The 18,919-nt window shown below is 66.1% G+C and carries 15 protein-coding genes; 3 read left to right on the top strand and 12 right to left on the bottom strand.

The features are described from left to right. Positions 1 to 129 precede the first annotated feature (129 nt). From otsB to EN786_RS08465, 8 genes are all read right to left on the bottom strand, one after another. Positions 130 to 924, bottom strand: a complete 795-nt coding sequence (gene otsB / locus EN786_RS08500) for a trehalose-phosphatase (RefSeq protein ID WP_127283727.1) — start codon at positions 922 to 924, stop codon at positions 130 to 132. Next, positions 921 to 2,702 carry a trehalose-6-phosphate synthase gene (locus EN786_RS08495; protein WP_127283726.1) on the bottom strand — a complete coding sequence of 594 codons (1,782 nt, stop codon included), beginning with the start codon at positions 2,700 to 2,702 and terminating at the stop codon, positions 921 to 923. Before EN786_RS08495 ends, otsB begins: the two co-directional genes overlap by 4 nt. 159 nt (positions 2,703 to 2,861) lie before the next feature. After that, positions 2,862 to 5,024 carry an amylo-alpha-1,6-glucosidase gene (locus EN786_RS08490; RefSeq protein ID WP_127283725.1) on the bottom strand — a complete coding sequence of 721 codons (2,163 nt, stop codon included), beginning with the start codon at positions 5,022 to 5,024 and terminating at the stop codon, positions 2,862 to 2,864. A 44-nt stretch (positions 5,025 to 5,068) separates the two neighbouring features. Then, entirely contained in the window at positions 5,069 to 6,130 is a 1,062-nt protein-coding gene (locus EN786_RS08485; protein ID WP_135908157.1) for a glycosyltransferase family 4 protein, read from the bottom strand. 67 nt (positions 6,131 to 6,197) lie between these two features. Then, entirely contained in the window at positions 6,198 to 7,376 is a 1,179-nt protein-coding gene (locus EN786_RS08480) for a hypothetical protein (protein ID WP_127283723.1), read from the bottom strand. A 41-nt stretch (positions 7,377 to 7,417) separates the two neighbouring features. Then, positions 7,418 to 8,428, bottom strand: coding sequence for a succinylglutamate desuccinylase/aspartoacylase family protein (locus EN786_RS08475; RefSeq protein ID WP_127311890.1), 1,011 nt, complete (start codon positions 8,426 to 8,428; stop codon positions 7,418 to 7,420). A 10-nt stretch (positions 8,429 to 8,438) separates the two neighbouring features. Then, positions 8,439 to 8,783, bottom strand: a complete 345-nt coding sequence (locus EN786_RS08470) for a RidA family protein (RefSeq protein WP_127283721.1) — start codon at positions 8,781 to 8,783, stop codon at positions 8,439 to 8,441. A 37-nt stretch (positions 8,784 to 8,820) separates the two neighbouring features. After that, complete coding sequence (locus tag EN786_RS08465; RefSeq protein WP_127283720.1) at positions 8,821 to 10,143, bottom strand: alanine racemase; 1,323 nt, start codon at positions 10,141 to 10,143, stop codon at positions 8,821 to 8,823. A gap of 77 nt (positions 10,144 to 10,220) precedes the next feature. Between EN786_RS08465 and EN786_RS08460 the strand changes: the two genes are divergently transcribed. Beyond that, positions 10,221 to 11,162 carry an amidohydrolase family protein gene (locus EN786_RS08460; protein ID WP_127283719.1) on the top strand — a complete coding sequence of 314 codons (942 nt, stop codon included), beginning with the start codon at positions 10,221 to 10,223 and terminating at the stop codon, positions 11,160 to 11,162. Here the strand turns inward: EN786_RS08460 and EN786_RS08455 are convergent. From EN786_RS08455 to EN786_RS08440, 4 genes are read right to left on the bottom strand one after another with little or no spacing between them, the layout of a single operon-like run. After that, a complete protein-coding gene (locus tag EN786_RS08455) occupies positions 11,136 to 12,107 on the bottom strand; it encodes an ABC transporter permease (RefSeq protein WP_127283718.1) in 972 nt (323 codons plus the stop codon). The genes EN786_RS08460 and EN786_RS08455 overlap by 27 nt on opposite strands. Continuing rightward, positions 12,104 to 13,069, bottom strand: coding sequence for an ABC transporter permease (locus tag EN786_RS08450; protein ID WP_127283717.1), 966 nt, complete (start codon positions 13,067 to 13,069; stop codon positions 12,104 to 12,106). Before EN786_RS08450 ends, EN786_RS08455 begins: the two co-directional genes overlap by 4 nt. Beyond that, on the bottom strand, positions 13,066 to 14,574 hold the full coding sequence (locus EN786_RS08445) for a sugar ABC transporter ATP-binding protein (protein ID WP_127311509.1): 1,509 nt from the start codon (positions 14,572 to 14,574) through the stop codon (positions 13,066 to 13,068). Before EN786_RS08445 ends, EN786_RS08450 begins: the two co-directional genes overlap by 4 nt. Before the next feature lie 18 nt (positions 14,575 to 14,592). Beyond that, the gene (locus tag EN786_RS08440) at positions 14,593 to 15,645 is read right to left on the bottom strand and encodes an ABC transporter substrate-binding protein (protein WP_127283715.1); all 1,053 of its coding nucleotides are present in this window, start codon (positions 15,643 to 15,645) and stop codon (positions 14,593 to 14,595) included. Positions 15,646 to 15,882: 237 nt separating this feature from the next. On the opposite strand from EN786_RS08440, the gene EN786_RS08435 reads away from it, so the two are divergent. Both EN786_RS08435 and EN786_RS08430 read left to right on the top strand, forming a co-directional pair. Then, a complete protein-coding gene (locus EN786_RS08435) occupies positions 15,883 to 16,680 on the top strand; it encodes an IclR family transcriptional regulator (RefSeq protein WP_127283714.1) in 798 nt (265 codons plus the stop codon). A 679-nt stretch (positions 16,681 to 17,359) separates the two neighbouring features. Next, a partial coding sequence (locus tag EN786_RS08430) for a VCBS domain-containing protein (RefSeq protein WP_210236113.1) occupies positions 17,360 to 18,919 on the top strand: 1,560 nt, incomplete at its 3' end.

Here is an 18,919-nt window from a genome sequence, read left to right as displayed (position 1 = left end):
CGCGGATGGGTTCGCGTTAATGTCTACAAGTTTGATAGACTTCAGGGCCCGATAAAAGGAACAATCGGCTTTCGGCGGCGCCGGTCCCGAACAATTTTTCCACGACCAGGCCTATTGGCGACAGCCAGCTCATGGTCCGCGGCTGCGTCGGGCTTCGCCCCGGCCAGTCTCGATGGCGAGATCGCCGAAATTGTCCTGAAGCCAGCCGATCGCGCCGGTGACATCGGCAATGACATGGCGTGCCGCCGTTGGTCCCCGAGGCTTGATCCGGATGGATATCCCGCCCGCGGCATTGGTCGTCTCGAAGCCGTTTTCATCGGATGTGTCGTCGCCGAGGAAAACCGGCCGTCGCCCGGCAAAGGGTGGAATGTCCATGAACCTCCTGATGGCGGCACCCTTGGCCGCCTCGAGCGGCATCAGCTCGACCCCGGCATTGCCGGCGATCACACGATATCCCTTCGGCAGCCGGTCCAGAGCCTGCTCGACGAGCTTCGTCGCCCGCGCAAGCAGATGCGGCGCGGCGCGCGTATGGACGGCGAGCACCGGGCCCTTGCGCTCGACATAGACGGCCTGGCTCGCCAGCTCCAGCTCGATCTCGTCGGCGAGCGCCGCCATGTCCGCCGGTTCGTCAGCGGCCTCGACAGGGCCGCCAGGGGCAAGTCTGTGCTCCAGTCCGTAGAGACCAGCAGTGCGCAGCTTCAGCGGATCGAACAGTCGGTCGACCGCCGCGACCGAGCGGCCGGTGATGAAGGCAAGCGCGCCGTCCAGCCGGCGCTCGATCGTCTGCAGCAGAAGGCGAAGCTCCTCGCTGACCGACACGGCGTCCGGATGGGCGGCGTGCTCCAGCAAGGTGCCGTCAATGTCGAGGAACAACGCCCATCGGCCTTCGGGGAGGCGTGGCGTCAACTCTGGCTGAAGATTCATCGGAGTCCGGCTACCTGTTTGCGTTCGAAGATGGGGACGACGTTGTCGGGGGTGGCCAGGCGCTCGGCGCTGGCCGTGACGCGGTCGAGCTCGCCGCGCTTGCGCAGGCGCGCCGCGTCCAGAAGCATGCTTCCGGCCCAGCGGTAGACATTGTTGTCGCGCACGATCTCGCGCATCCTACGCATCCGCTCGCGCTGCTCCTCGGCCGACATGGTCAGCGCCTGCGAGAGGGCCGCGCTCATCATCGCCGCGTCGTAGGGGTTGACGATCAGTGCTTCCAGCAACTCGCGCGAGGCGCCGGCAAAGGTCGAGAGCAGAAGCACGCCTTGCTCGTCGTCGCGCGCTGCGACGAATTCCTTGGCGACCAGGTTCATGCCGTCATGCAGGCTGGTGACCATGCAGATATCGGCGGCGCGGTAGATCTCGTAGACCGCCTTTTGCGAATGATGCTCGGCCACGATGACGACCGGCCGATAGCCGTCTGCGCCATAACGCAGGTTGAGGTCGTCGGCATAGCGCATGCATTCGTCGTACAATTGCCTGTAGGCAGGCAGCGTGCCCCTGCTGGGAGCCGCAATCTGCAGGAACACGACCTTGCCGATCAGCTCGGGATGCCTGGTGAACAATTCCTCCAGCGCATGAAAGCGATCGAGAATGCCCTTGGTGTAGTCGAGGCGCTCGACGCCGATGCACAGCTTCGCATCCGCCGGCAGCCCGAACCGGTCGCGGACGCGCGCACGGCACTCAGCGACATCGGGCAGCTTGGCCAGAAGCTGCAGGGGCCATTCGATGGAGATCGGATAGGCGTGCACCAGCGTCGTCTGGCCGCCGTAGGAAATGGCGGCGTCCGCCCGTTCGATCCGGCTTTCGAGGAAGCGGTCGACGCTTTCGGTGAAATTGTTGGCGTGGAACTGGGTATGGAAACCGATGATCGAACTGCCGAGCAGCCCGTCCAGGATACGCTCCCGCCACGGGCAGATGCTGTAGACTTCCGAGTTCGGCCACGGAATGTGCCAGAAGGTGATGACGATCGCCTCGGGCAGGCGCTCGCGGATCATGCGCGGCAGAAGCGCGAAGTGATAGTCCTGGACCAGCACGATCGGCCGCTCGTTGCGCGCCTCGGCGACCACGGTGTCGGCGAACTTGCGGTTGACCGCCTCGTAGGCGTCCCAGTCCGACTCGCGGAAGATCGGCCTTGTGAAAGCGATATGGCAGAGCGGCCAGAGACCTTCATTGGCGAAGCCGAGATAGTAGCCCTGATATTCCTCCTCGGTGAGCCACACCCTGCGCAGGGTGTAGGACGGTTTGTCGGGCGGCACCTGCACCCGGTCGTCACCGTCGACCATCTGGCGGTCCGCCGTGCCGCCGCCATAGGCGATCCAGGTGCCGGCGCAGGCGCGCGTGATCGGCTCCATCGCCGAAACCAGCCCACTCGCCGGCACGACGAGTTCGACGCCGTCGCCCTTGGTGTTGTGGATGTAAGGCTCGCGGTTGGAAACCACGATCACCTGCGCCTCCGGCAGGTCCTCGTGAAGGATCTTGCGTAAGGTTTCGGGCGACCATGTCACCAGCGCCGCGTCGACCGACTGGCCGTTCTTCTCGAATTCCCGAAGTACTTTGCGCGCCGCTTCGGAAGCCACGTCCTCGCCAGCGACGTGCACGGTCGCAGGCGTGGAATTGCGTCGATGTCGGGATATGGAAAAAAACACCGCAAGAGCGGAAAGTCCAAGACTTACCAGGAGCAGGCTCCACAGCAAGTCGATGCCTTGATCAGTCATTGATACGCCAATTTGCCACCGGCCGCCGCAGGCCTCATTCTTCTTGTTTTCGACACCTTGCCGGGCGACGGAACAGACTGCCGCGCGTCCGGTGTGATTGTGCAACGCACAAACGGACCATCGGTTCCGACATTTGTCAGGCGGCGAGCGAACCCTTGGCTAAGTTCGCACGATGAGCGGCACCAACCCCTCATGCCGGTCGGCAAGGAAGGCGACGACCCGGTCGCCGACGCGTTGGAATGTCAGGTCGACCGCCCGGTCGCCGACGGTCAGGTGCCGAAGTGTAAGCATGTCGATGCCGATCGGCAGCCTTGGCCGCGTGACGCGGACCTCGCCCTCCCACCCATCGATTTCCAGGCCGAGGCAGGCCTGCATCAGCATGAAGGCGGAGCCGGCCGACCAGGCTTGCGGCAGGCAGGCGACGGGATAGGCGATGGGCGCCTCGCCCGGCGCGCGGGTGAAGCCGCAGAACAGTTCCGGCAGCCGCATGTTGAAATGCACGGCGGACTCGAACGTGCCGCTCATCAGCCGCACCACGCTTTCGCGCTCGCCATAGCGCGCCAGGCCGACGCCGCAGATGGCGGTGTCATGCGGCCAAATCGAACCGTTGTGATAGGACATCGGGTTGAAGAACACGGCGTCGTCGGCAAGCGTCCTCAGGCCCCAGCCCGAATGGAAGGGAGCCGAAAGCAATTGGTCGGCGACCAGCTTTGCCCGCTCGGGCTGGGGCAACCCGACAAACAGAAGATGCCCGGCATTCGACGTCCGCACCTTGCAGGGCTCACCGGCGCCGTCGATCGCCAGCGCATAGAAATTCAGGTCGTCCACCCAGAAATCGCGCTCGACCGCGATCCGTATTTCCTCGGCCCGTTCCTCCCAGTGCTCGGCCTCCGCATATCCGCCCCGGCGCCGTGCCAGCGCCGCCAGCCCCCGGAACGCGGCAAAGACGTAGCCCTGCACCTCGACCAGCGCGATTGGTCCTTTGGGGATGCGGCCGTCGGCATGGAAGACGGAGTCGAAACTGTCCTTCCAGCCCTGGTTGGCGAGGCCGGATTCGGCAGCGCGCTGATAGGTGACGAACCCGGTCTCCCGGCTCGCCTCTTCAGTCCATTCGGCCGCGGCCTTGAGCGACGGCCACAGCGTGTCGATGAAGTCCATGTCGCCGGTGCGCTCCGCATAGGCGCAGGCGAGATGGATGTAGAGCGGCGTGGTGTCGACGCCGCCATAGTAACGCCCGAAGGGAAGCTCGCGCAGCGCCGCCATCTCGCCCTTGCGGGTTTCGTGCATGATCTTGCCCGGCTGTGAATCGCTGAACGGCGACGTCTCGGTCGCCTGGTGCTGGGCGAGGAAGGCAAGCACGCCGCGCGCCAGACCGGGGTTGAGCCAGAGCATCTGCAGTGCCGAGATCACCCCGTCGCGGCCGAATGCCGTCGAAAACCAGGGGATGCCGGCATAGGGATAGGGCCCTGTCGCGAGTTCGGTGGTGAGCAGCGCCACATCGGCGCGGGCGCGCTCGACCCAGTCGTTGAAGACGCGGCCCGAACTGTGCACCGTGGCGCCGTGGCGGCGCTTTGCCCGCATCCCGAAACGGGCGCGGGCCGCTGCGGCGCGGAAGCGATCGCGATCCGGGGTCTCGACAACCTCCGAACCGACCTCGACATAGAGCACCTTGCTGGAACGCTTGGTCACCGCGACGAGGAAATCGGCGCGGCTGTCCGTCAGTTGATCGGGCGCCTGAGAGAACGATATCGCCGACAGGCGCGCCAGCCCGTCCAGCCCGTCATAGCGAAGCAGCACCGACGTCGCATCGATCTTGGCCGCGTGCGCGGTGCCCCGCTTTGCCCGTGTCGAGCCGCGCACTTCGAACATGTCGCGGAAGTCGGCGGCAAAGTGCAGCGAAACGCGGATCGCCGACGTCTCCTGGCTGTAATTGGAAAGCGTGATGCGCTCGAACAGCCGGTCTTGCCAGATCAGCCTGACGCGCTCGACATGGATTGCACCTTGTGAAATGTCTCGCCCGCCGGCGCTCTGGATCGGCAGATTGGTGAGGTTGCTGGTGAACAGCACATTGTCCTGGCTGAGCGAGGCGCCGAGCAGCGAGGTCTGCCGGCCGCCGACGGTCAGCCGGAACTCCGAAAGCACGCGCGTGTCGTCGCGGAAGAAGCCGTCACCTGCGCCCCTGATGTCGCCATAGGCATCGGCCACCACGAAGCAGTCGCCCTGCTTCAGCGCGAACAGCCGGTGCGGTTCGCGCGGCGCGGTCTCGTCCAGCGAGGCAAGGGCAACGGCGGGATCAAGCTTGCGCTCGTCGAGCTCTGTCATCGGTTTCTTCCCGTTTGTTTCGCCCCCGGATCAGGCTGCGCCTCTCACGACGCCTTCGCTTCGGCTGAACCGCCGATGAGGCGCGCATAGGCCGCTGCATAGTCGCGAGCCATTCTGGTGGCGGAAAAGCGCTTTTCGAAGGCCGCCCTGACCTTTCGACGGTCCAGCCGAAGCAGCGCCGGCACTGCCTCGATCGCCTCGTCCATCGACTCCACGACAAATCCAGTCACGCCCTGGTCGATGATCTCCGGCAAGGCGCCGCGATTCCAGGCAATCGACGGCGTGCCGCAGGCCATCGCCTCGATCGGGGCAAGGCCGAACGGCTCCGGCCAATCGATGGGGAACAGCAGGCCGGCCGCCTTGCCGAGGAAGTCGGCCTTCTCGTGCTCGGCGATCTCGCCGACATAGTCGACGCGGTCACCGTCGATCAGCGGCTCGATCTCGTCATGGAAATAGGCGCGGTCGTCGTCGCCGATCTTGGCCGCCAGCTTCAGCTTCAACCCCGAGCGGCGCGCGATCTCGATGGCGCGGTCAGGCCGCTTGTCGCGCGAAAGCCGACCAAGAAAGGCAAGGTACGGTTCCTCCTTCGTCGACTCGAAAGCGGGCCGGTAGATATCGATCGGCAATCCGTGGTGGATCGTCGCCAGCCAGTTGGCCTCGGCCAGCCCCGCTCTCTGGCTGCGCGAGATGGAGATCATCGGAAAGCGCGGGAAGCGCCGGTAGGCGGGCGCCAGATCGACATAGTCCAGCCTGCCATGCGGCGTCGTCACCGTCCGTCCGGCCATATCCGCGAAGAAGGGAAAATGCAGGAAATGGCTGAGATGGAAGTGGATGAGGTCGAACTCGTGCGCTCGCTCGCGGACCTCGGCCAGCATCGCCAGATGCGCTGCTATCTCCGATTTCTTCGGGCGCGGGTCGAGGCGAAGCGCGCATTCCCGGCCAGGGATGAGCCTCGCGGAGGTGCGGCTGTCGCCGCTGGCGAACAGCGTCACCTCGTGCCCCAGCGCCACCAGCGCTTCCGTCAGGTAGGAGACGATCCGCTCGGTGCCGCCATAGAGTTTCGGCGGCACGGACTCATAGAGCGGCGCGACATGGGCAATTCGCATGATGTCTCCAGCTGATTGGCACAGGGCCAAAATGCATCAGCCGGCAGATCGTTCCGGGTTCCGCTTCTCAAGCTGACAGCGCCGCGCCGACCCAGTCGAGCCGCGCGGCGGGAACGAGGCCGTAATTGTAGAAGTTGATGCCGTCGACGCCGGGCGCCCTCCCCGGCTTCACCTTGGCAGCGAGCACGTCCGCGCCGGCCATCTCCGGATAAAAGAGCCGGTAGCCGGTGCCGAGGAACTTTTCCGGGCCGAGCGCCGCGCGTCCGGCTTCGAGCAGTCCAGCGACATCGCCCGCCTGCATGTCATAGGCGCACAGGATCGCCCCATCGCAGACCTTGCCGAGCGCGGCGAGATCGCAGCCGCCGAGCCAGCCCTCCTTCAGATCGATGATGACGACCCTGGTTGACGGGTGCGCCACCTCGCGCAGCTCGGCGACCAGGCTGGTCACCGGCTCGAAGCGCCAGGCGAGATAGGCGTGAAGTTCCGGCCACGGCAGGAAGGTATCGAGCCCGCTTGCCGGAAAGTCGGGAAAGCGCCGCTCGGGCACGGCGCGCTCGCAGGCCTCGGCGATCCATTGCCTGACCAGCTTTCGCGCCGGCTCGCCATCGACACCGGCCTTGGCGGCGCGATCCAGGCAGGATGGGCAGAAGCACAGCGACAGCAGGAAATCGTCCTCCGGCGTCAGGCCGACACCATCTTTTTCGTGATGGTACTCATGCGCAAAGCCCATGAAGGATGGGCTCTCGAGCTCGATCCTGTCCGGCCTGTAGCCGTGCGAGATATCCGCGACCAGCGCGCGGACATAGGCGCGCGCGTCCGGATGCGAGGGACAGAGATTGTAGTAGTTGGCATCGCCGAAGGCGTTGCGGGTGACGGCCTCGGGGTGAAGCATGCCGAGGCGGGTGTTGTGCAGGCAAACTGTCCAGCACGAGACCCCAGGCCGGCCCGCCTCGCGACGGCGCACGAGCTGGCCGAGCACGTCGCCGCCTTCGCCGATCACATCGGCCACCTTGGGCTGGATGGCAAGGTCGGCCCAGCGCGCCGCCGTCGGCTGGAAGTAGATGGTGCCGTCCTCCGGAAAGTAGGCCTTCCGGCGCGGGCTGCGCGGCTGCAGGAACCGCCCGGCATGGTAGGACGTGGCGAGGCTGATCATGTTCAGTCCCGCGCGCTGGGTTAGATCGCGTTCAACCGTCTCAAGGCCGAGATCCTGGATGTCCCAGGGATAGGTCCACATCGATAGCTGCATGCTGATCCTCGAGTTCGTAGTGAGGCCAGGAGCCTCGGTCTTCAGCCTTCGACCGGCTCGGCCACCTGCATCAGACAGTCGCCAGCCTCGCACATCGTGTGCAGCCGGCGCGACAGCACGATGCCGCTCTCGGCGAAATGCAAGGCTTCCTCGTCGACATCAAGCCGTTCGAGGTCGTGATACCAGCCGGCCAATTGTCCAGCGCTCACGCTGTCACCGAGCCTGACGGCGGGCTCGAACCAGCCGCGCCGCGTCGCATAAATGCCCTGACTGTGGCGGGATAGCGAAAGCAGGCGCGTTGGAGCGGCAGCCTTGGCATCCGGCGCGAGCACAGGGGCCTCGACCACGCCCAGCGCCACCATCAGCCTGTCGAGTGCGCGCGCGGTGAGCGCCATGGAATCCACCGTCGCCGTGCCGCCGCCGCCGAACTCGCCGCTGACACCGACGGCGCCGGCCCGGCGCGCGGCACCCATCGAGGTTGGCGAGGCTGTGCCATTGTCGGCAATGAAGCCATAGGGCATGCCGAGCGTGCGCATCAAATCGAAGCCGCGCCGGTGGCGCTCGGGCTCGGCATTGCGTTCGACCAACGCCGTCGGCAGATGCTCCATCGAGGTGCCGCCGGAATGGATGTCGAAGACGACGTCGTGGCGGGAAAACAGCTTGGTCTCGAGGAAATTGGCCAGCCGGCTGGTCGGCGTGCCCGAGGGATCGCCCGGAAAGGCGCGGTTGAGGTTGCCGCCGTCGAGCGGCGAGCAGCGCTTGGCGGCCATCACCGCCGGCGCGTTCGCCATCGGCAGGATGGTGACGCGACCCCTGATCCGCTTGGGATCGAGCCTGCGCACAAGCTTGGCCAACGACAACTCGCCCTCATATTCGTCGCCGTGATTGCCGGCCATCAAAAGCAGCGACGGGCCTTCGCCGTTGCGGATCAGGCAGATCGGCACCTTGACCTGGAAATAGGGCGAGCGGTCGATCGAGAACGGAATGCTCAAGTGCGCGAGCGTCTTGCCGTCGCGGTCGAAATCGAGCGTATGGACGAGGCCGGTATGCATGGCTCCCCCCTCAGACAGCCGCGACCGCCGTGACCTCGATGCGCAGGTCCGGATCGGCCAGCCGCGCCTCGACGCAGGCGCGGGCAGGCAGCCGCGTTGGGTCCACCCAGGCATCGTAGATCTTGTTCATCGCATCGAAGTCGCCGATCTGCGGCAGGAAGATGTTGACCGCTACGAGCTTCGACTTGCTGCTGCCGGCTTCGATGAGCAGCGACTCGATCTTGGCCAGCACATCGCTGGTCTGCGCCTCGATCCCGGCCTTGCGGTCGTTGGCGACCTGTCCTGCTATGTGCACCATGCCCCCATAGACGACGGCCTGCGACATTCGGGAGCCAGACTGGAAGTATTTGATCATGTCGGATCCTTTCGAGGTTCTCTTCTTGTGGCCCTGGTCAGCCGAAATAGGTCGGGAAGGCGTGCGTCACATGCCCGCTCCCATCGACGCCGAAGATGACGCGGTAGCGGTCGAGGCAGGTGCAAGGATGCGAAATGCCGAATTCGATGACGTCGCCGACGGCGATGTCATCGTCCGGCTGAAGCGACAGGAAGGCGTGCTGGTCGTTGAGTTTCACGACCTCGCCTCTTAGCGGCACCGCAAGCGACTGGCCGCCGCGATAGACCGTGAGCGGCTTCGGGAAGCCCTGGTCGAACGAGACGTCGCGCATGCCCATGCCGCAGATGGCGAGACCGGTCTCCGGCCGCGACAGCACCTCCGCCCAGATGCGCAGCGCCGGGCGGAACGAACGCCGCGCCGAAGCGCCGGCGCCATCGACGGCAAAACCGTTGCGGGCATCGACCGCGCCCAGCGATCGGTCGTAGACGCCATGGTCGTGGAAGAAGATGGCGCCGCTGCGCAGCACCAGCCTCGCGTTGCCGTCCTTCGCGGCAAGCGGCGAAAGCGCCGCGACCACCTTGTCGAAGAAGACCGAACCACCGGCCGTCATGATCAGCGGCGCCTCGCCGCCGACACGGGCGCGCAGCCTGAGGAACATGTCGCCGACATTCGCCAGCAGCGCCGAGACGACCTCGTCGGTGCGCACCGGATCGGGCTGCGCGGCTGCCCCTTCATAGGTCGCAACGCCTGCGATCAGCAAGCGTCCGCCGGTCGCCGCGATCGCATCGGCGATCGCCTCGGCCTCGGCGGTGCTTCGCGCACCTGCCCTCGCCGCGCCAAGCTCGACCAGCACGCGCAACGGAGCAAGCGCAGCATTGGCGAGCCAGGCCTGCGCCAGCGCGTTCACGGCGGCGACCGAGTCGGCGAAGACATAGAAGTCGGCGCTCGGCCAGGCAGCGGCGAGCGCCGCGAGCCGGCTCGCGCCGCCCGTGCCGCCGACCTCGTTGGCGATGATCAGCCGCGTCAATCCGGCCTTGAGCATCACCGTGGCCTGCCTGATGTCGGCGACCGTGGTGCCCCACGCGCCAGCCTGGACCAGTGACCGAGCAAGATCGGGCGCCATCGGCGTCTTGGCATGCGGCGCGATCTCTGCGCCATGCCCACGGACATAGCGCAGGAACAGGTCGCGATTTGACGCGAAGGCGGCCTCGTCGAGCGTCAGCAAAGGCAGCGACATGCGGCCACCAGCAGGATGCCAGCCTTGCAGTCCGACATGGCTGCTGTCTAGCGCGGCCGTGCCGGGCGGCACGCCGCGAATGCGGTCGTCGAGCCAAAAATTTTCATGCACGGCAAGCGGCGGAGCCGATGTGTTCTCGCTCATCGAATGCTACCTCTTGCGCCATCGCCAAACGAGGGCCTGACCGATTGCCGGCGCTCCCCACAGCCTGCGAGAAACGCGTGCCAGCCCCCTACTCCGGACCGATCATCGACGCCCATCATCATCTCTGGGACCTCGGCCTCGGCCGGCACCCCTGGCTGAACGCCACGGCCGGCGAACGCGGCGGCCTCGGCGAGCTTGGCCCGTTGCGTCGCAACTATCTTCCCGACGATTACCTCCGCGACGCCGGCCGGCACGATGTCGTCGCCAGCGTGCATGTCGAAGCCGGCTGGGCCACCGACGACTGCGTGGGCGAGACGCGCTGGCTGGAGACGCTCGGCAAGTCGCGGGGCATCCCTGCACGCTATGTCGTCCATGTGCCGCTGGCCAGCCGGCAGGCGCCGGCGCTGTTCGAGGCGCAGGCCGCGTTCGACCGCGTCGTCGGCGTCCGCGACATTCTGAGCTGGGATCCTGATCCGGCGCGCCGCTTCGCCGCCCGCGACGGCATCATGGACGATCCGGCCTGGCGCTCCGGACTGAAGCTGCTCGGGCGCTACGGTCTCTCCTTCGACCTGATGGTGTTCCCGCGCCAACTGGCTGACGCCGCTCGCCTCGCCGCGGCGTTTCCGGACCAGCAATTCGTCCTCAACCATTGCGGCAGCCCGATCGACCGTGACGCCGACGGCATGCGCAGGTGGCGCGACGGGCTGCGCCTGCTGGCGCAGCGCGACAACGTCGCCGTCAAGATCTCCGACCTCGTCGCCTACGATCATGACTGGACGCTCGACAGCCTGCGGCCGGTGGTCCTGCACTGCATCGACTGCTTCGGCACGAAGCGCGCCATGTTCGGTTCCGACTTTCCCGTCGCCGGCCTGCATGCCTCGTTCGATGAGGTGTATGACAGCTTCAAAGCCATTTCGGCTGGCCTTTCCGCGGACGAGCAGGCGGCGCTGTTTTTCGACACCGCAAGGCGCATCTACCGGCTGGACGAATTGTCATCGGCGGGCCTGCTCCCTGCCTGAGAGAAGCAGCAGGCCGAGGATCAGCGAGCCGAACAGGATGCTGCGCCAGCCGGGCGATGCGTTGACGACGGTGATCAGCGCGGTGATCGTCACCAGCAGGATCGCGCCGGGAATGGTCCCGGCATAGGTGCCGAGCCCGCCGAGAATGGACGTGCCGCCGAGCACCACCGCCGCGATCGAGGCAAGCAGGTAGGGATCGCCGATCCCGACATAGCCCTGTCCGTTCATGCCGAGCACAAGCACGCCGGCGAGCCCCGCGGTGAAGCCGCTGATGCCGTAGACGGCAAGCGTCGTCAACGTTACCGGCACGCCGGACAGGGTAGCGGCAAGCGGATTGGCGCCCATGGCGAAGATGCGCGCGCCGAAAGGCGTGGCGTGCATGACCGTCAGCACGATCGCGGAAACGGCCACCCAGAGCAGAATGCCCGCGGGAATCCCGGCCGGCCGCGCATTGCCGAGCCAATGGACGAGCGGGTTTTCGGCCGTAACGGCGCTGCCGCCCGCAATGATGATCAGCAGACCCTGCAGGAAGGTCGCCATGGCCAGCGTCATGATCATCGGATGAACGCGCAGCAGCGCGACGCCAAGTCCATTGACCAGGCCGATCATTGTGGTCAGCGCAACCACCGCGAGGACCGGCGCAAGGCCGGTCGGATCGGCCTGCCATGACAGCAACGGCAGGCTGATGGCGCTGACGGTGACGATCGCCGCGACGGAAAGATCGATGCCGCCGGCGATCACGACGAAGGTCTGGCCCGCAGCGACCAGGCCGATCACGGCGCCAAGTTCGACCAGATAGCGCAGATGGCCATAGGCGCCGAAGCCACGCGAGGCGAAGCTCGCGCCGATCCAGACCGCCGCGACGATGGCGACGGTAAGGAAAGGCCGGCTCTTCAGGATCGCCACGGCGCGCCTGCCGCCCGCGCTGTCGTTCCAGGCTGTCATGGCTGCACCTTGCGAAATTGCGGGATGGCGACGGCGCCGATGATGATCAGCCCCTGCGCGACATACTGCGCCACCGGCGTGAAGCCGAGGAAGAACATGACGCTGATCATCAGGCTGAGCAGCAGGCTGCCGGCCAGCGCGCCGCGCATGGTGCCCTGCCCGCCGAGGAAGCCGATGCCGCCGAGCACGGCGGCGGCGATGGAGTTGAGCGTGAAGGCGTTGCCGATCACCGGATCGCCCGAGCCCGTCTGCGCCGCGACGAAGAGGCCGGCGCTGGTCGAGAGCAGGCCGCTGATCGCATAGGCGGCGACGCGCGCCATATCGACCGGCACGCCGGACCGATAGGCGCCGACCGGATTCTCGCCGGCGGCATAGAGGCTCAATCCCAGCGGCGTCGCCAGATAGAGCTTCCACAGCAGGACAATCATCACCAGAAGCACGAAGGCTGCGGGGGTATCGCCGGCCAGCAGGTCGGAGAGCCATTCCGGGATGGCGCCACCTGGCCGCGGCAGGACCAGCAGCGCGGCCCCGCCGATGATGAAGGAGCCGGCGAGCGTCACCACGATCGCCGGCAGGCGAAGCCGCACCACGATGAAGCCGGTGACGGCCCCGATGCCGAGTCCGGCCACTGCAACGGCAGCAGCGCCGCCGGCGACGCCGAGCGGCCCGGCCATGGTGGTCGCGGCGATGACGGCGCCGAGGCTGACGGTGGCGCCGATCGCCAGGCTGATGCCGCCGGCGAGCATGAGGATCGCCTGCGCCATCGCCACCAGCGCCAGCGGAAACCAGCTCTGGGTGAATTTGGCGAAGCCGGAGGCCGTGAACAGACCGGGGAACAGCACGCCGTAGGCGATGAGAAACGCCAGCACGACGACGAACAGGCTGCGCACGCCGATGTTGCGGCGCGCTTGCACCGGCCAGTAGAGCGAGCCGGCAGGTTTCGCGGAGGAAGAAATGCTCATGCCGCGACCTCCTGCTTCTCGGCGCCCATCGCCGCCGACACGATGGCTTCTTCGCTCAGCGCCGCGCGCTCGAGGGTGGCGACGATGCGGCCTTCCCGCACCACCGCCACGCGGTCGCACAGATGCACCAATTCCGGCGTGTCGGAGCTGAGCAGTACGACGGCCTTGCCGGCGGCGGCGAAGGCGCGCAGCATCAAATAGATCTCGCGCTTGGTCTCGACATCGACGCCGCGCGTCGGGTCGTTGAGCAGCAGGACCAGCGGATCGTGCGGCATCCATTTCGCCAGCGCCACTTTCTGCTGGTTGCCGCCGGAAAGCGCCTGCGCCGGCCGTTCGAGATCGCCCTTGATGGCAAGCTGCGCGGCAAGGCCCTTTGCCGTCTTGCGCTCAGCCAGGCGGCTGCGCAGCTTCAGCGCCGGCAGTCGCGCGAAAGCAGGCAGCATCATGTTGGTGATGATCGGGTGGATCAGATGCAGTCCCTCGCGCTTGCGGTCGGCCGGCACATAGGCGAGGCCGAGCGCATTGGCCTTCGGCACGCCCCCGGGCAGGCCCGACGCGCCATTGACGCTCGCCGAAGCCGTCCTTGCCGGAATGGCGCCGTAGAGGCCGAGCAGCAGATCCTCCTGCCCCTGCCCAACCAGGCCGCCGATGCCCAGCACCTCGCCCGTCCTGATGTCGAGATCGACGTCGCGCATCAGGCCGGCCGAGAAGTTGCGGACCGAGATCGCCGTGGCCGTCGACGCGGAAGGCTGCCACCTGGGAAAGAGATCGCCGGGGTCGCGGCCGACCATCAGCCGCACCAGCCCGGCGGCATCGGTTCCGTCCAGCGAGCGGTCCGCCGTGCAGGTGCCGTCCTTCAGCACCGTGACATGCTGGCAGAGCGCCATCACTTCGTTCAGCCGGTGCGAGATATAGAGGATGGCGATGCCTTCCCGACGCAACCGTTCAAGAAGGTCTGTCAGGATTTTCGTTTCCGTCGCCGACAGCGACGAGGTGGGCTCGTCAAGGATCAGCACGCGCGGCCGGCGGTAGAGCGCCTTGGCGATCTCCACCATCTGCCGGCGCCCGAGCGGCAGATGCCCGACCGGCGTCGACAGCGGCTCGTGCAGCCCGACGAGGCCGCACGCCGCCCTGGCCCGGGCGGCGAGCTCATTGTAGTCGACCAGGCCGAAGCGCTTCGGATAGGCGCCGAGGCCGATGTTCTCGGCAATCGAAAGGCTGGCCGTCAGGCTGAGTTCCTGCTGCACGACGGCAATGCCCGCCTGCCGCGCCAGCGCCGGCGTCATGCGCGCGACGGCGCGCCCGTCGACCTCGATCGTCCCACCGTCCGGGCGCAGCGCGCCGGACAGAAGGTTGATCAGCGTCGACTTTCCGGCGCCGTTCTCGCCGAGCAGCGCATGCACGCGGCCGGGCTGGAGAGCGATCGAAACCTCGCGCAGGACGGGGTTGCCGAAGAAAGCCTTCGACACCCCCCGCGCGGCAAGGAGCGGAGCCCTGGTTGTCAATGCTACAACCCTTCCGGCTTATTTCTGCGCCAGCAGCTTCTTGAACAGCTCCTCATCGTAGGGCGAATAGATGTAGCCGTCAGCCGGGAAATCCTTGGCCCTGGCGAGGTATTCGTCGATGTTGGAATTGTCGATCACCGGCAGCGGGATCTTGACGAAGGCCGGCACGTCCTTGCCTTCAAGCGCCTGGACAGCGGTGTAGGTGGCGAAGGCGCCGAGCCAGTTCGGCTGCATGGTGGCCCAGCTCTTCAGGCCCTTTTCCTTCCACAGTTCGAGGAACTGGCGCGCGTTCTCGCCGGTGATCGGCACCTGGTCGCGGCCCTGCTTGTCGAGCGCCAGCACCGCGCCCGCCGACAGCGCGCCGCCAAGCGACAGGATGCCGTCGATCTCGGGATTGGCGAACAGCAGGCTGGTGACGGCTTCCTGCGCCGGTGCGACATTGTAGGGCGTGTTGGTCTCGGCCAGGACCTTCACATCGGGATGCGCCTTGAGCTCGGCATCGGCGCCCTTGCGGCGGTCGTCGCTGACCGAGACGCCGGCCGGGCCGTTGAGGATCAGGATTTTGCCCTTGCCGCCGATGGCGTCGATCAGGAATTTGGCGGCCTGGTCGCCCCACTGCGAGGAATCGGTGTTGACCTTGGCGGTCACCTGGTCGGTGTCGACGAGGCTGTCGAAATTGATGATGGCGATGCCCTTGGCGCAGGCGTCGGCGATGACGCGCGCCGGGGCGGTCGAGGAACCGGCAATCAGGATGATGGCGTCGACATTGGAATCGATCATCGACTGGATCTGCTGGATCTGGACGTTGGCGTCGCCCTGGGCGTCGGTCACCACCAGCTTGTCGACCAGACCCTGCTTCTTCAGCGCCTCGACCTCGGCCTCGATGGTGCCCTGCGTCTGCTTCATCCAGGTCGGCACCGAATAAATGTTGGCCCAGCCGATCGTGTACGGCGCCTTGCGGTCGCCCTTGATGCATTTGGCGGCGGCATTGGCTTGCGAGCCTACGCCCAGGGCCAGGACGAGACCGAGGCAAAGGGCGCTGGCGGATGCGAAAAACGACGATTTCATCATGACTGTTCCCCTTCAGTGGTTGTGTCCGGGCGCGCGGGGTCGGGACGACAAAACCCGCCGGTTGCCGCGTTGCGGAACCGCCCGTTTTTTCGTCTGGACTTCTCTGTCCGGCTCGTTAATCTGTCCGGTATTTCAGACATCATGTCTGTATATCGGACAGAAGGGATGCTAGACCGAGCCTTGACTTCTTTCAAGCGTCTTGAGACGAGGACTTAAAAATGATTTCGGGCGGCTGAAATGAGCGATGGCAAGACCGATCTGATCGAGGCTGGCGGTGCGTCACCGCAAGGTGGCGAGCGGCGCCGTGGCATCGACCGCGTCATCATGCTGCTCGAGGCGCTGCTCAGGCACCGCGCGCCGGTGCGCGTCGGCGACCTCGCCAAGATGATCGGTGCGCCGCGCTCGACCACCTACGAGATCGTCAACCGCCTGCTCGAAGCCGAGATGCTCGAGACTGTCGGCACCGAGGGCTATGTCTATTTCGGCCGGGCGATGCACCTGTTCGGCTGGGCCTATTCGCACCACAACGCGCATTACCGGCGCATCCTGGAGACGCTGGACAGGATGGCGGCGGAGACCGGCGAGACGGTTCAGATGTGTGGGCTGCGCGGCAACAAATACGTCGTCCTCGACTGCCGCGATTCGCCCGGACCGTTCCGCATTTCCAGCGATGTCGGCGTCGAGGTGCCGATTCCGTGGACGGCGTCGGGACGTCTGCTGGTCGGCCATATGGGCAAGGAAGAGCTGAAGAGCTTCATTCCCGCCGGCGACTACAAACTGCCCGACGGCCGGATCATTCCTGCGGAAGAATTCTTCGCCGACGTCGAACTGGCGCGCCAGCAGGGCTTCAGCGAGACCGCGGCACTCGCTGACCGCTTCACCTGGTGCATGGCCGCGCCGATCCAGGACGGCCACGGCGCCATCAACAAGACGCTCTGTTTCGTCCTGCCCGTCGACACGCCCGAGGCGCGCCGAAGCGAGTTGCTGGCCCTGCTGCGCGAACGCGCCAGCGGCCTGTCGTTGGCGGGAAGCTAGCTCTCGCCGACCGGCTCACCGAGTTCGGCCACGAGATCGCGGTGCGGCCGAAGCGCCGGATGCTTGGCCTGAAAGGCGGCGGCCTGATCGGATTCTGATGCCCGCGACTGCTTTGCGAAACGCGCCTCTGCCAGGCAACGCCGCCGGGCCATCGGCCCCTGCCTTCTTGGCCGCACGAGGAAAAGAGCGGCAAGGCGGAGCTGAACCACGGGGTCTCTACCGGCGCAGCCTATCTTCCGGATGCGTCGATTGCCGCGCAACCGGTCCTGCGGCCATGCGCTGAAATGAGTAGCGGCCGTAATATTAACTGTTATGCCAAGCAGGATGTTGACGCCTCCTCGCTGACAGGGTTAATAATACCCTAATATAAGCGTCGAATAAAATGGCCCCCGACCGGCAACAACGGGTTAAGCGACGCTAAAGGGGCTGGGGAGACGCAGCGCGGCGATCGCTTTCGCCGCAGCCATCACCATTTGAGCCACCACCCGCCTGTGACCGGCCACGCATTTTGCTGGCCGTAGCTCAGCGCCGGCATCGGGGCCCTCTGGTGCGCTGATACAATCGATGTCTGCCGGTATCTGCGCGCCGGCTGTGCAACATTTTCAGTCAAGAAGCGGCTGGTCTTTCAATGGGGTCGACAGGCGGTGGGGCGTCTGTCGTTAAACAACAGGGGTGAAAAATGGCTACTCAGGTCACCGGTGCCGGCGGCACCACGACGTCTTTTTCCAACACACCGCAGGCCAAGGATGACACCTTCCTCTATTCGGAAGATGCGACTGGCATTCTGATTCTGAATGTGCTGGCGAACGACCTGGGCGGCGCGGCCAAGACTCTCTACTCCATCGACGACACCATCAGTGCCTCGACAGCGACGAAGACATATGCGCCGGCGGACCTGCTGACCAAGGACATTACATACTCCAGCTCCAACGACAGCGCGGGAGCCGCCGGGACCACCGACACCAGCCAACTGGGCGCCAAGATCTGGATAGCCAGTGACGGCACGATCCACTACAGCACGGCCAGCATCGACGGACTGTTGCAGTCGCTTGCCGCCGGACAGGTCCTTGTCGACTATGTGACCTACGCCATCCAGCTCGGCAACGGCACGCTGAGCTGGGCCACCGCCGCCATCCAGTTCACCGGCACGAACGACAAGCCGGACATCCATCTGGTGACCACGGACAGCGCCGCCGCGTCGCTCACCGAGACCAATTCGCCCCTGACCGCCAGCGGCACGCTGACGGTGAACGATGCAGATGTTTCCGATACGGTGAGCGCGAGCGTGACCTCGGTGTCGCTCGGCGGCACCACCGGCGGACTGAACAGCGCCGCCGTAATCAACATGCTGACGGTGTCGCCGGCATCGCTGTCGGCCAATCCGGGCGAGACCCACAATCTGACCTGGACCTTCAACTCGACGCCCCAGGCCTTTGATTTTCTTGCCGCCGGCGAGACGCTGACCCTCACCTACACGATCACGGCCGACGACGGCCATGGCGGCAGCGACAGCCAGCTCGTCACCGTCACCATCCATGGCACCAACGACAGCGCGGTGATCGGCGGCGTCTCGACCGACGACGTCACCGAGGACAATGGCGCCGACGGCATCGTTGCCGGCAACCTGACAGCCGACGGACTGCTGACCATCACCGACGTTGACGCCGGCGAGGCCAATTTCACCACCCAGGCCGCCACCGCCGGCAGCAACGGCTATGGCACCTTCACCCTCGCCGCCGACGGCAGCTGGACCTACACCGCCGACAACACCCAGGCCGCCATCCAGCAGCTCGGCGCCGGCGACACCATCACCGACAGCTTCACCGCCGTCTCCTCCGACGGCAGCGACAGCCAGCTCGTCACCGTCACCATCCATGGCACCAACGACAGCGCGGTGATCGGCGGCGTCTCGACCGACGACGTCACCGAGGACAATGGCGCCGACGGCATCGTTGCCGGCAACCTGACAGCCGACGGACTGCTGACCATCACCGACGTTGACGCCGGCGAGGCCAATTTCACCACCCAGGCCGCCACCGCCGGCAGCAACGGCTATGGCACCTTCACCCTCGCCGCCGACGGCAGCTGGACCTACACCGCCGACAACACCCAGGCCGCCATCCAGCAGCTCGGCGCCGGCGACACCATCACCGACAGCTTCACCGCCGTCTCCTCCGACGGCAGCGACAGCCAGCTCGTCACCGTCACCATCCATGGCACCAACGACAGCGCGGTGATC

It is taken from the genome of Mesorhizobium sp. M4B.F.Ca.ET.143.01.1.1, assembly GCF_004792275.1.
Lineage (GTDB): Bacteria > Pseudomonadota > Alphaproteobacteria > Rhizobiales > Rhizobiaceae > Mesorhizobium > Mesorhizobium abyssinicae.
The sequence above is the reverse complement of the archived record's forward strand: the minus strand, read 5'-3'. Positions and strand labels throughout refer to the sequence as shown.